The 11,843-nt window shown below is 66.2% G+C and carries 11 protein-coding genes; 5 read left to right on the top strand and 6 right to left on the bottom strand.

Translation table 11 applies throughout. The annotated features are described in order from the left end of the window. Positions 1–11: 11 nt before the first annotated feature. The gene (gene cheD / locus AABN02_RS12310; RefSeq protein ID WP_338415224.1) at positions 12–701 is read left to right on the top strand and encodes a chemoreceptor glutamine deamidase CheD; all 690 of its coding nucleotides are present in this window, start codon (positions 12–14) and stop codon (positions 699–701) included. Further along, positions 698–1,828 (top strand): chemotaxis response regulator protein-glutamate methylesterase, encoded by a 1,131-nt coding sequence (locus AABN02_RS12305; RefSeq protein WP_338415223.1) that lies wholly within the window; start codon positions 698–700, stop codon positions 1,826–1,828. Before cheD ends, AABN02_RS12305 begins: the two co-directional genes overlap by 4 nt. On the opposite strand, the gene hemW is transcribed toward AABN02_RS12305, so the two are convergent. From hemW to AABN02_RS12280, 5 genes are all read right to left on the bottom strand, one after another. Beyond that, on the bottom strand, positions 1,797–2,975 hold the full coding sequence (gene hemW, locus AABN02_RS12300; RefSeq protein WP_338415277.1) for a radical SAM family heme chaperone HemW: 1,179 nt from the start codon (positions 2,973–2,975) through the stop codon (positions 1,797–1,799). The genes AABN02_RS12305 and hemW overlap by 32 nt on opposite strands. Positions 2,976–3,039: 64 nt before the next feature. Further along, positions 3,040–3,687, bottom strand: coding sequence for an RdgB/HAM1 family non-canonical purine NTP pyrophosphatase (gene rdgB, locus AABN02_RS12295; protein WP_338415222.1), 648 nt, complete (start codon positions 3,685–3,687; stop codon positions 3,040–3,042). A gap of 3 nt (positions 3,688–3,690) precedes the next feature. Further along, positions 3,691–4,428 carry a ribonuclease PH gene (gene rph / locus AABN02_RS12290; protein WP_338415221.1) on the bottom strand — a complete coding sequence of 246 codons (738 nt, stop codon included), beginning with the start codon at positions 4,426–4,428 and terminating at the stop codon, positions 3,691–3,693. Positions 4,429–4,454: 26 nt separating this feature from the next. Next, positions 4,455–5,369: a PP2C family serine/threonine-protein phosphatase gene (locus tag AABN02_RS12285; RefSeq protein WP_338415220.1), complete on the bottom strand. Its 915-nt coding sequence runs from the start codon at positions 5,367–5,369 to the stop codon at positions 4,455–4,457. 38 nt (positions 5,370–5,407) lie between these two features. Further along, positions 5,408–6,376 carry a serine/threonine-protein kinase gene (locus tag AABN02_RS12280; RefSeq protein ID WP_338415219.1) on the bottom strand — a complete coding sequence of 323 codons (969 nt, stop codon included), beginning with the start codon at positions 6,374–6,376 and terminating at the stop codon, positions 5,408–5,410. 29 nt (positions 6,377–6,405) lie between these two features. Here AABN02_RS12280 and AABN02_RS12275 point away from each other — a divergent pair, with 29 nt between their 5' ends. Beyond that, positions 6,406–7,338, top strand: a complete 933-nt coding sequence (locus AABN02_RS12275; protein WP_338415218.1) for a YicC/YloC family endoribonuclease — start codon at positions 6,406–6,408, stop codon at positions 7,336–7,338. A 103-nt stretch (positions 7,339–7,441) separates the two neighbouring features. Here AABN02_RS12275 and AABN02_RS12270 read toward each other — a convergent pair whose 3' ends face one another. Next, positions 7,442–9,679 (bottom strand): NADP-dependent isocitrate dehydrogenase, encoded by a 2,238-nt coding sequence (locus AABN02_RS12270; RefSeq protein ID WP_338415217.1) that lies wholly within the window; start codon positions 9,677–9,679, stop codon positions 7,442–7,444. Positions 9,680–10,086: 407 nt separating this feature from the next. Here AABN02_RS12270 and AABN02_RS12265 point away from each other — a divergent pair, with 407 nt between their 5' ends. Next, complete coding sequence (locus AABN02_RS12265; RefSeq protein ID WP_338415216.1) at positions 10,087–10,965, top strand: LuxR C-terminal-related transcriptional regulator; 879 nt, start codon at positions 10,087–10,089, stop codon at positions 10,963–10,965. Positions 10,966–11,058: 93 nt separating this feature from the next. Further along, positions 11,059–11,496 carry a hypothetical protein gene (locus AABN02_RS12260; protein ID WP_338415215.1) on the top strand — a complete coding sequence of 146 codons (438 nt, stop codon included), beginning with the start codon at positions 11,059–11,061 and terminating at the stop codon, positions 11,494–11,496. Positions 11,497–11,843: the final 347 nt, after the last annotated feature.

Here is an 11,843-nt window from a genome sequence, read left to right as displayed (position 1 = left end):
GTGAGCTGTCCTTGCCCCAACTGCCTATTCCTCCGGTCGCAGAAACCTCCTGGGCCGAACCTGCCCTGGCCCGTGTCGTGCCCGGGCGCATCGAACGGCTGCGTGCGTTGCCGCGGGTCGACGGGCAGGCGAACTTCTTCTACCGCGAGGTGGTCTTCAACGCCGACGCGGTCCGCATCATGCCGGGCGAGTTCTTCGTGCACGGCGAGGACATCGTCATCACCACCACGCTCGGCTCGTGCATCGCCGCCTGCCTGTGGGACCGCCAGGCACAGATCGGCGGCATGAACCACTTCATGCTGCCCGGCGGCTCCGGCTCGGCGCCCGACGCCGGCCGCTACGGCATCGAGGCCATGGAGCGCCTGATCAGCACGCTGCTGCGGCAGGGGGCGACCCGCCGCACGCTGGAGTGCAAGCTCTTCGGCGGCGCCGCGATGATCCCGGGACCGGGCTCGCTGAATGTCGGCGAGCGCAACACCCGGTTCGCCATTGACTACCTGCGCGACCACGAGATCACGCTGATCTCGAAGGACGTGCTCGGCAGCAGCCCGCGCAAGGTCTGCTTGTTCCCGCAGACCGGGCGGGTGATGGTGCGCCGACTGCCCCCCACCCAGCACAACCTCGTGCTGGCGCTGGAACGCGAGGCCCGGCGCAAGGCCGGTGGCGGCACCATGAACACGTCGTTTGCCGATCTGCCGTGATCCCCCCCCTTGCCTGTTCGTTCCGCACGTCCGCGCCAGGCGCCCCCATCCGCGTGCTCGTGGTCGATGATTCCTCGGCTGCGCGGGCCATGATCCGCGCCGTGCTGGCCCGCCACAGCGACCTGGTCTGCGTCGGCGAGGCCGCCGACGCGCTGCAGGCCCGGGAGATGATCCGCGGGCTCGATCCGGACGTGGTCACCCTCGACATGGTCATGCCGGGGATGGACGGCATGGACTTCCTGGAGCGGCTCATGCGGCTGCGGCCGACCCCGGTGGTGGTGGTCGCCTCCGCGACCCGCCAGCACCAGACGAACGTGCTGCGCGCCACGGCGCTCGGCGCGGTGGCCTTCATCGAGAAACCGATGCCCGGAGTGTCGGGCACCTTCGAAGCCTTCGAGAAGCACATCGTGGCCCGGCTGCGCGACGCCGTGCGCGCACGCCAGACGCTCCGCCGGGGCAGCGCTGCCGGCACGGTGGCGGTGGCGGCCCCGTCGACGTCCGGCCGCCTCATCGCCATCGGTGCATCGACGGGGGGCACTGAAGCCACGCCGCGCCTGCTCGCCGGCCTGTCGCCGGCCGTGCCGCCGGTGCTGATCGTGCAGCACATGCCGGTGGGCTTCTCGGCCCGCTATGCGGCGCGCCTGAACGGACTGGGTCCGCTGGCGGTCAGCGAAGCCTGCGACGGCGAGCCGCTGCAGACCGGCCACGCCTATGTCGCGCCGGGCGGGCAGCACCTGTCGGTGGAACGCGGACCCGCCGGCGGCCTGGTGGCGCGCGTCTCGGCGGGTGAACTGGTGCAGCGGCACCGGCCCAGCGTCGACGTGCTGTTCCGATCGGTGGCCAGGGTGGCCGGCGACCGCGCCATCGGCATCATGCTCACGGGCATGGGCGGCGATGGCGCGCTGGCGATGCGCTTGCTGCGCGAGGCGGGTGCCTACAACCTGGCGCAGGACGAAGCGACCAGCGCGATTTTCGGGATGCCCCGCGAGGCGATCCGGGCGGGGGCTTGCCAGGAGGTGCTGCCGCTCGATGCCATCGGCCCACGGGTGATGGCGCTGCTGGGGCTGGCGGCGCCAACGGCCCCCGGCACGCGGCTCAGGCCAGAAACAGCCCCTGCAGATCGCTGAGGAAGTCGAAGCCGCGCGGGGTGGGTGCGGCGCGCTCCCAGTCGCGCACCAGCAGGCCGCGCTGCTCGGACTGCGCCAGCGCCGCCTCGATGCTCGACAGCGGCAGCCCGGTGCGGTCGCGGAACAGCCCCAGATCGAAGCCGTCCTTCAGCCGCAGCGCGTTCAGCATGAACTCGAAGGGCAGCGCCTTGCGGCCGACCTCTTCGTCGTTCGACACTGCCTGTCCGGCCAGCGCCTTCTGCATGTACATCGCCGGTTCGCGCCAGCGCACCTGCCGCACGACCCGGTGCGGAAAGCTCAGCTTGGTGTGCGCGCCCGCGCCGATGCCGAGGTAATCGCCAAACTGCCAGTAGTTCAGGTTGTGCGTGCAGCGGTGACCCGGCCGCGCGAAGGCCGAAACCTCGTAGCGCGACAGGCCCTGCGCGCCGGTCATGTCCACGATCTGGTCGAGCATGTCGCTGGCCAGGTCGTCGTCTGGCACGGTCGGTGGATGCACGGCGAACAGCGTGTTCGGCTCGATCGTCAGGTGGTAGACCGACAGGTGCGGCGGCTGCAGCGCCAGGGCCGTGCGCAGATCTTCCGCAGCCTCGGCGAGCGTCTGGCCGGGCAGGGCATACATCAGGTCGAGGTTGAAGGTGTCGAAGGCTTGCGCGGCTTCCTCGGCCGCGGCGAGCGCCTGCCCGCGGTTGTGGACGCGCCCGAGCGCCCGCAGCTTGTCGTCATCGAAGCTCTGCACGCCGATCGACAGCCGCGTCACCCCCGCGTGGCGGAAGGCGCGGAAGCGTTCGCGCTCGAAGGTGCCGGGATTGGCTTCCAGCGTCACCTCGCAGCCCGGCGCCAGTGGCATCAGCGCCCGCACGTCGCTCAGCAGCCGCTCGATGCCCTCGGGCGAGAACAGGCTGGGCGTGCCGCCACCGATGAAGATGGACTGCACGCTGCGGCCCCAGACCAGCGGCAGTGCGGCTTCGAGGTCGGCGCGCAGGGCGTCCAGATACGCGGCCTCCGGGTGCCCGCCGCTGGCCGCCTCGTGCGAGTTGAAGTCGCAGTAGGGGCACTTGCGCAGGCACCACGGCAGGTGGATGTAGAGCCCCAGCGGCGGCGGTGCGCCGAGTTGCAGCGTGCCGGGGCGCAGGTAGCGCGCCACCACGTCGGTGCCATTGGCGGTGGCCGAGGTGTCCGCGGCGGCCTGGGCGGGCTGGATCGGGATGAACTCAGCCAAGCTGCCAGACCTCGCGCATCAGGGTCAGCATCTGCGCACAGGCCAGTGCGCGGTGGCTCTGGGCGTTCTTGACGTCGGCGGGCATCTCGGCAGCGGTCAGGCCCTGCGCCGGGACGAACATCAGCGGGTCGTAGCCGAAACCGCCCGCGCCGCGCCGCTCGGCCAGGATCTCGCCCTCCCAGCGCCCGAAGGCGATCAACGGCTCGGGATCGTCCGCCGAGCGCACGGCCACCAGCGCGCAGACGAAGCGGGCGCGGCGGGTCGCGGCGCCGTCGAGGGCGGCGAGCAGCTTGCGGTTGTTGGCCTCGTCCTGAAGCGCGCGCTGCGCCTCGCGGTCGATGCCGGCCGGAAATTCCACCGCCGCGTAGTGCGCCGACTGCACGCCTGGCGCTCCACCCAGCGCGTCCACGCACAAGCCGGAGTCGTCCGAGATCGCGGGCAGGCCGCTGGCGGCTGCCGCGTGGCGGGCCTTGGCGAGCGCGTTCTCGATGAAGGTGTGGTGCGGCTCCTCGGCTTCCGGGATGCCGAGCGCGCCTTGCGTGACCAGCTCGACCGACACGGGGGCCAGCAGCGCGCCGAGTTCCTTCAGCTTCTTGGCGTTGTTGGACGCCAGTACCAGACGATGTCGCAGACCCGCCATCGCTCAGCCCGCGATCGGTGCGGCCAGTGTCTGGCGCTGCAGCGCGACGAGGTCGCGGATGCCCTTGTCGGCCAGCGCGATCAGCGTGTCCATCTCGGCGCGGCTGAAGGGCGTGCCTTCCGCCGTGCCCTGAACTTCGACGAAGCCGCCCGAGCCGGTCATCACGACGTTCATGTCGGTGTCGCAGGCCAAATCCTCGACGTATTCGAGGTCCAGCAGCGCGACACCGTCCAGCAGCCCGACCGAGATGGCGGCCACGTGGTCGCGGATCGGGGATTCGGCGATCAGGCCCTTGGCGAGCAGGGTGCCGACGGCGTCCTGTGCCGCGACGAAGGCGCCGGTGATGGCGGCGGTGCGGGTGCCACCGTCGGCCTGCAGCACGTCGCAGTCGATCGTGATCGTGCGTTCGCCGAGCTTCTTCAGATCGAACACGCTGCGCAGCGAGCGGCCGATCAGGCGCTGGATCTCCTGCGTGCGGCCGGTCTGCTTGCCCTTGGCGGCTTCGCGGGCGCTGCGGGTGTGGGTGGCGCGGGGCAGCATGCCGTATTCGGCGGTGACCCAGCCTTCGCCGGAGCCCTTCTTGTGCGGCGGGACACGTTCCTCGACGGACGCCGTGCACAGGACCTTGGTGTCACCGAAGGCGATCAGCACCGAGCCTTCGGCGTGCTTGGTGTAGCCGCGGGTGAGCTGGACGGTGCGCAGGGCGTCGGGGGCGCGGTCGTTGGGGCGGGTCATGGTCATGGGGATGTCTGGTCTGTCTGGTCGGCTTAGCTGCGCTTCTGGGCGCTGCGCTTGATGGCTTCGTTGATCTCGCGGATCGAGCGTTCGATCTCGGCTTCGTCGAGCAGGTCGTCCGGGTTGCCGACGCCGGCACCGGCCTGGATGGTGGAGGCGAACACATCGTCGCCGAGCGCGTCGGTCTCGATGCCGGTGAGGGTCTCGTCGTCCTCGGCGGACTCCCACTCGACGGCGATCACGGTGACGTTGTCGCTCTTCTCGCCGGCGATGCGCAGTGCGCGCTCCACCAGATCGGGCGCGGCTTCGGTGATCGTGCCGTCGGCGAGGATGCGGGTGATGGTGTCGTCGTCAAGGGCGCCCCACAGGCCGTCGGAGCACAGCAGCAGCTTGTCGCCGGGCTGCAGCGTCACGGGGCCGACCAGGTCGATCACCGGCTTGCCCGGGCTGCCCAGGCAGGTGAACAGCACGTTGCGGTTGACCTTGTCGCCCAGCGGCACGACGCCGTTGAGCGATTCCTGCAGCTCGGAGTAGGAGTGGTCGCGGGTGCGGGCCTGCAGCCGGCCGCCGCGCACGAGGTAGAGGCGCGAGTCGCCGCAGTGCGCCCAGTAGGCGTCACGGCCTTGCAGGATGCAGGCGACGATGGTCGTGCGCGGGGTGTCGAGCAGGGCGCGTTCGGTGGCGTAGCGGATGAGCGCGTGGTGGCCGGCGAGGATGGACTCGGTCAGGAAGCGGCGCGGCTCGCGGATCACCGGCTTGGCGTCACGCTGGAACATGCCGGCCATGGTCTGCAGCGACATCTGCGAGGCGACTTCGCCCTCGGGGTGGCCGCCCATGCCGTCGGCGAGCGCGAACAGGCCGGAGTCACGGGTGTAGCAATACCCCATGCGGTCTTCGTTCTTCTCGCGCCCGCCACGGCGACTGATCTGGTAGACGGAAAAACGCATGGGCAGGGGTTCCGAGGAAGATTCCGGCGCGGTGGCGCTCACGCCTTGGCACCGGACTTGATGTTTTCAAGCTGAAGCTTGAGGCGCTCGCTGAAGCTGAGCTTGGTGTAGCGGCGTTCGGTTTCCCGGGACAGCTCCTTCTGGAGCGCGAAGACACTCTGCGGCCGCGCCAGCGGATCGAGCGACATGCACCATTCGGTCACCTCGATGAGGTTGTCCGAGTAGACATTGCGCAGGCGCGAGAGCGACAGGCTCAGGCGGTCCTTCTCGATGCGCTGCGGGGCGTCGTTCGGCGGGTAGCCCTGCATGCAGGCGTAGATGCACGCGCCGATGGCGTAGATGTCGGTCCAGGGGCCGAGCTGGCCGTCGCGGCGGTACATCTCCGGTGCCGCGAAGCCGGGGGTGTACATCGGCCGGATGAAGTTGCCTTCCTTCGACAGCACTTCGCGTGCGGCGCCGAAGTCGAGCATCACGGCCTTGTTCTCGTTGGTGACGAAGATGTTGGCCGGCTTGATGTCCAGGTGCAGCATCTTGTGCTGGTGCACGATGCGCAGGCCGCGCAGGATCTCGTCGAACAGGCTGCGGATGGTCGATTCGCGGAAGACCTTGTCGCGCTTGAGGTCGCGGGCGGTCACGATGAAGTCCTGCAGCGTGTCGCCCTGCAGGTAGTTCATCACCATGTAGACCGTCTCGTTCTCGCGGAAGAAGTTCAGCACCGAGACGACGCTCTGGTGGCTGATCTGCGCGAGCGAGCGGCCTTCCTCGAAGAAGCTCTTCAGGCCCAGGCGGTAGAGCGGCTGCTTCTCCGGTTTGACGCGCGGAATCAACTCCCCCGCAGAGCGCTCGGCCAGCGAAGACGGGAGGTATTCCTTGAGGGCCACCAGACGGCGCTCGGCATCTTCGGCGAGATAGACCACCCCGAATCCACCCGCTGCCAGCTTCCGGATGACCTGGTAGCCGCCTACCACCGTGCCGGGCGGCAACGGGGCAGGTTTTTGCTTTGACATAATCGTATTTTGATTGGGCGAAATCCGCGATGTCAGTTTACAGCATGACCGGTTATGCCAGCGCCTCCTCCAGCGCGCTGCCCGAGGCCGGGGAACACACCGAGAACACTGCCGCACAAGCGGGCTCCGCAGGATCGGTCACGGTGGAACTGCGCTCCGTGAACAGCCGATTCCTGGATCTGGCGCTGCGCCTGCCCGACGAATTCCGCGCGCTGGAGCCAGCGCTGCGCGAACTGCTCACCCGGACCTTCAAGCGCGGCAAGATCGAGCTGCGCCTGAACCCGGACCGCGCGCCCGACGCCGCCGCCGCGCTGCCACACCCCGAGCAGCTCGCCCGGCTGGCGGCGCTGCAGGTGGCCGTGCGCTCGCAGTTGCGCGACGCCGAGCTGATGTCGGTGCACGAGGTGCTGCAGTGGTGCCGCAGCACCGCGCCGGTGGCGATGCTCGACGATGTCGCGCTGGTCGCCGCCCGCCTGTGCGTCGAGCGGCTGGGCGAGGCCCGCGCCCGCGAGGGAGACCGGCTGGTCGCGATCCTGATGGAGCGTGTCGAGCACCTGCGCGGGCTGGCCACCCAGGCGGCACCGCTGGTGCCGCAGGTGGTGGCGCGCCAGCAGCAGCGTTTCCTGGAGCGCTGGAACGAGGCACTCGCCACGGCGGGCGCCAACCAGAGCGTCTCCGCGCAGTCGCTGGCCGAGCGGGCGATGTCGGAAGCCGCGGCGTTCGCGATCCGCATCGACGTCGCGGAAGAACTCGGCCGGCTGGGAGCCCACCTCGACGAGATCACCCGGCTGCTGCGCAAGGGCGGCGAGCTGGGCAAGCGGCTCGATTTCCTGATCCAGGAGCTGCACCGCGAGGCCAACACCCTGGGCTCGAAGTCCGCCGCGCTGGAGCTGACGCAGATCTCGGTGGAGATGAAGGTCGCGATCGAGCAGATGCGCGAGCAGGTGCAGAACATCGAGTGAACGGGCGCGGGCCCGGCGGCCCGTCGCAATGCAGAAGGCAGAAGGGCCACCCGAGGGTGGCCCTTCTTTTTGGCGTAGCGGGCGTTGCCGCTCGCCGCAGGTCTTAGCTGCGCGCCGCCGCCAGCGCGGCGTTGAGCGTGGCGCTCGGACGCATGATGGCCTTGGTCTTCTCTGCATCGGCCAGGTAGTAGCCGCCGATGTCGGCCGGCTGGCCCTGGACCGCGCTCAGCTCGGCCACGATCTTGGCCTCGTTCTCGGTCAGCACGGCGGCCAGCTTGCCGAAGTGGGCGGCCAGTGTGGCGTCCTCGGTCTGGGCGGCCAGTTCCTGGGCCCAGTACATCGCCAGGTAGAACTGGCTGCCGCGGTTGTCGAGCTGACCGGTCTTCGGGCTGGGCGACTTGTTGTTGTCGAGCAGCTTGCCGGTGGCAGCGTCGAGCGTCTTGGCCAGCAGCTTGGCCTGGGCGTTGTCTTCCTTGATGCCCAGCTCTTCCAGCGACACGGCCAGCGCCAGGAACTCACCCAGCGAGTCCCAGCGCAGGTGGTTTTCCTGCACCAGCTGCTGCACGTGCTTCGGGGCCGAGCCGCCGGCGCCGGTCTCGTACATGCCGCCGCCGTTCATCAGCGGCACGATCGACAGCATCTTGGCCGAGGTGCCCAGTTCCATGATCGGGAACAGGTCGGTCAGGTAGTCGCGCAGGATGTTGCCAGTGACGCTGATGGTGTCCAGGCCGCGGGCCACGCGCTCCAGGGTGAAACGCATCGCGCGCACCTGGCTCATGATGCGGACTTCCAGGCCCGTGGTGTCGTGGTCCTTCAGGTAGGTTTCCACCTTCTTGATCAGCTCGTTCTCGTGCGGGCGGTACGGGTCCAGCCAGAACACGGCCGGCATGCCGGAATTGCGGGCGCGCGTGACGGCCAGCTTGACCCAGTCGCGGATCGGGGCGTCCTTGACCTGGCACATGCGCCAGATGTCGCCGGCTTCCACGTTCTGGCTCAGCAGCACTTCGCCCGTGTCCAGGTCGGTGATGTTGGCCACGCCGGCTTCGGCGACCTCGAAGGTCTTGTCGTGCGAGCCGTACTCTTCGGCCTGCTGCGCCATCAGGCCGACGTTCGGCACCGTGCCCATCGTGCGCGGGTCGAAGTTGCCGTGCCACTTGCAGAAGTTGATCATCTCCTGGTAGATGCGGGCAAAGGTCGACTCCGGCATCACGCACTTGCTGTCGTAGGACTTGCCGTCGGCGCCCCACATCTTGCCGCCCTGGCGCATCATCGCCGGCATCGAGGCGTCGACGATGATGTCGTTGGGCGAGTGGAAGTTGGTGATGCCCTTGGCCGAGTCCACCATCGCCAGACGCGGACGGTGCTCCTGGCAGGCGTGCAGGTCGCGGATGATCTCGTCGCGCTTGGATTCCGGCAGCGTCTTGATCTTGTCGTACAGGTTCACCATGCCGTTGTTGACATTGATGCCCAGCTCGTCGAACAGCGCGCCGTGCTTCTCGAAGGCGTCCTTGTAGTAGATCCGGACGCAGTGGCCGAAGACGATGGGGTGCGAGACCTTCATCATCGTCGCCTTGACGTGCAGCGAGAACAGGATGCCGGACTGGCGGCAGTCTTCCAGCTCGGCCTCGTAGAAGTCGCACAGGGCCTGCTTGCTCATGAACATCGAGTCGATGATCTCGCCGTCGAGCAGGGCCAGCTTCGGCTTCAGCACGATGGTCTTGCCGCTGGCGGTGAGCAACTCCATCTTGACGTTGCGGGCCTTGTCCAGCGTCAGCGATTTTTCGCCGTGGTAGAAGTCGCCGTGCTCCATGTGGGAGACATGGGTCTGCGACCACTGCTTCCACTCGCCCATCGAATGCGGGTGCTTGCGGACGAAGTTCTTGACCGCCAGCGGCGCGCGGCGGTCGGAGTTGCCTTCACGCAGCACCGGGTTCACGGCGGAGCCCAGGCACTTGCCGTAGCGGGCCTTGATGGCCTTTTCCTCGTCGGTGGTCGGGTTTTCCGGGACGTCGGGAACGCCGTAGCCCTTGGATTGCAGTTCCTTGACGCAGGCCACCAGCTGGGCGACCGAGGCGCTGATGTTCGGCAGCTTGATGATGTTGGCGTCCGGCTCCAGCGTCTTCTTGCCCAGCTCGGCGAGCGTGTTGGGCACCTGCTGGCGGGCCGTCAGGTATTCCGGGAACTCGGCCAACACGCGGGCGGACACGGAGATGTCGGCCTTCTGGATGTTGATGCCGACCGGCGCCGTGAAGGTGCGCACGATGGGCAGGAAAGCGCAAGTCGCCAGCAAGGGCGCTTCATCGGTCAGGGTGTAGATGATGGTCGGCTGCTTGGTCGTCATTCACGAATCTCCGTGTAGGGGGCTTGTGGCCCGATTGTCTCCTGCCTGCGGCGGCCGGACCGGTGCGTCAGCGCCATGGGGTGACGTGCAGGCCGGTGCTTGGAGGTCGCAGGACACTGCGGGCATCAGGTTCCGATCGATGTGCGAACCCTGTACCCGAACGGAGCACTTTGCCATCAGATCCTGTGCAGGTGCTGACTGAGCGCTGGCCGGCGGTCGATCGTGGTGTTGGCCAATCGGGTGCAGTCGCAAACGTCATCAAATTTGATGATGTGGCGAGGTCAATGGGGCGTGCGTTTTGTCACATTGAGTGACCTCTCGCGATATCCTGCTTTTGACTTTTCGCAATCCAGACTGGTGTCAGATGTTCTGGCCGAGGGTGTCGAGAGTCTCCAGGGGGAGTTCTGATGTCGCATCGCCACGTCTGCATCTCGACCAGCCACGTCGATGCCTCCGAACGACACGCCTACTGGGCCGATCTGGTGTGTGCCCATCTGGTGAAGGTCAACTGCCTCGAAGTGACGCAGCCCGCCCGGTTCTCCGGTCACATCGAACAACGGCAGCTTGGCGCGCTGAGCGTCTCCCGTATCCGGTCGCAAGCCCAGCGGTTGCGCCTCACCCCCGAGGTCATCGCCCAGTCCAGCGAGGAGCAGGTGCTGGTCAACATCCAGCGACGCGGCACTTCGGCGGTGCGCCAGGACGGGCGTGAAGCGGCGCTGGTGCCGGGTGATGTGGCGCTCTACACCAGTGACCGGCCGTATGAACTGGCGTTCGAGGCGAGTTTCGAACAGACCGTGCTGATCATGCCTGCACAGGCGATCCGGGCTTTGGTGCCGGACCTGCACTGCGCGACCGCGACCACGCTGCCCTGCGCCCACCCGACCGCCACGCTGCTGCGGCACGCGGCGGAAACGCTGTTCGAGTACCGCGATTTGTTCGCTACCGATGCACTGAGCGATGTGGTCGGGCACCTTGTGGTGGGATGTGCGGCCGAGATCATCGCTAAGCCGCCGCGGCATGTGGGTGAGTGCCAAGCGGTGTTTACAAAGGCGGCGGCGCCTGCTGCTGACTCACCACCCTGGGAAAAACCCGAGAAGCTCACGCCCAAGGAGTCGGCGGTGCTGGGCCTGATGGCAAAAGGCTACAGCTATGTCGAGGTGGCGGATTGCCTCGGGGCGTCAGTCGATACGGTGCGCACGCATGTTCGCGGGCTCTATGCGAAGTTGGGGGTGCATAGCAAGAATGAGGCAGTGTTTGAGGCGAAGAGGGTGGGGTGGCTTAGATGATGGTTGTATTAAGTCATCAGTTCATGCGATGTAGTGTTGGCTGCTTGGGAAAATACTTAATCCTACTTCAACTTGATTGAACCGGAGATTCTCATGACTACTGGTATTGCTGCTAGTAAGTTGGCAAAAATGTCGGAAGATGAGCTTTATTCGCATCTCGGAGCAATAAATAAAGAAGACGAGATAGCGCTTAATGGTCCCATTACTTTGGTTGATGGAGTAAAAAATTTATCGGATGAAAATGATGAGACGGTTGGTAAGCTATATTTTCGACGATTGAATAAGCAGGCGAAAGAATTTTTTTGCGGGGGGTGCAGTGAAGATGGGGCAGTAAACTGTTTGGATCGTCTTAAATCTGCTTTAAATTTAAAAAATGTTGATAGCGCTGATGCTATCAAAGTCGTTTCTGGATTGTTTTTGGCTCAGTTTGGGTGGCCTGCAGTGATCGCTGGGATTGTTGCGGCAGTTCTGGTTAATTTTTTGCTACCTGCTGTGGTTGAGGATTTGTGTTCCGTCTGGATTGTCGATTGAATAGGGTCATCGTATCTAAAAATCGCCGAAGTTCTTCATTGAGGATACTATTGGCGGTCACTGTTTGATTTATTTTCCATCTCAAGGTTAAAACCGCCGGCTTTAGCTGTAAGTCTGGATTTTCGACTTGTGTTTGTGTTGTGTTTGGCTCAGACCCTGGATCTGTGGACTTTCAGTCGGCGAGCCTGAGCCTCATCCCATCAGCTTTCCTGATTAGCAATGATCTTCAGCAAGGAGCCAGCCGAAGGTCAGGCGTAGCGTAGAGGACAGACCAAGCGCAGGAGCGAGCACATGCCGATGAACCGAATCCAGTTCCAGCAGGGGATGTCGCTGCCGGAGTTCATGGC

The sequence above is a fragment of the uncultured Sphaerotilus sp. genome (assembly GCF_963924895.1).
In the GTDB taxonomy this organism is placed as follows: Bacteria; Pseudomonadota; Gammaproteobacteria; order Burkholderiales; family Burkholderiaceae_C; genus Sphaerotilus.
The sequence above is the reverse complement of the archived record's forward strand: the minus strand, read 5'-3'. Positions and strand labels throughout refer to the sequence as shown.

What these genes read in the sequence shown, in the direction of transcription:
- rdgB (WP_338415222.1), bottom strand. Translation starts at nt 3,687, where the DNA reads ATGGCGGGTCTGCGACATCGTCTGGTACTGGCGTCCAACAACGCCAAG.
- rph (WP_338415221.1), bottom strand. Translation starts at nt 4,428, where the DNA reads ATGACCATGACCCGCCCCAACGACCGCGCCCCCGACGCCCTGCGCACC.
- AABN02_RS12285 (WP_338415220.1), bottom strand. Translation starts at nt 5,369, where the DNA reads ATGCGTTTTTCCGTCTACCAGATCAGTCGCCGTGGCGGGCGCGAGAAG.
- AABN02_RS12280 (WP_338415219.1), bottom strand. Translation starts at nt 6,376, where the DNA reads ATGTCAAAGCAAAAACCTGCCCCGTTGCCGCCCGGCACGGTGGTAGGC.
- AABN02_RS12275 (WP_338415218.1), top strand. Translation starts at nt 6,406, where the DNA reads ATGTCAGTTTACAGCATGACCGGTTATGCCAGCGCCTCCTCCAGCGCG.
- AABN02_RS12270 (WP_338415217.1), bottom strand. Translation starts at nt 9,679, where the DNA reads ATGACGACCAAGCAGCCGACCATCATCTACACCCTGACCGATGAAGCG.
- AABN02_RS12265 (WP_338415216.1), top strand. Translation starts at nt 10,087, where the DNA reads ATGTCGCATCGCCACGTCTGCATCTCGACCAGCCACGTCGATGCCTCC.
- AABN02_RS12260 (WP_338415215.1), top strand. Translation starts at nt 11,059, where the DNA reads ATGACTACTGGTATTGCTGCTAGTAAGTTGGCAAAAATGTCGGAAGAT.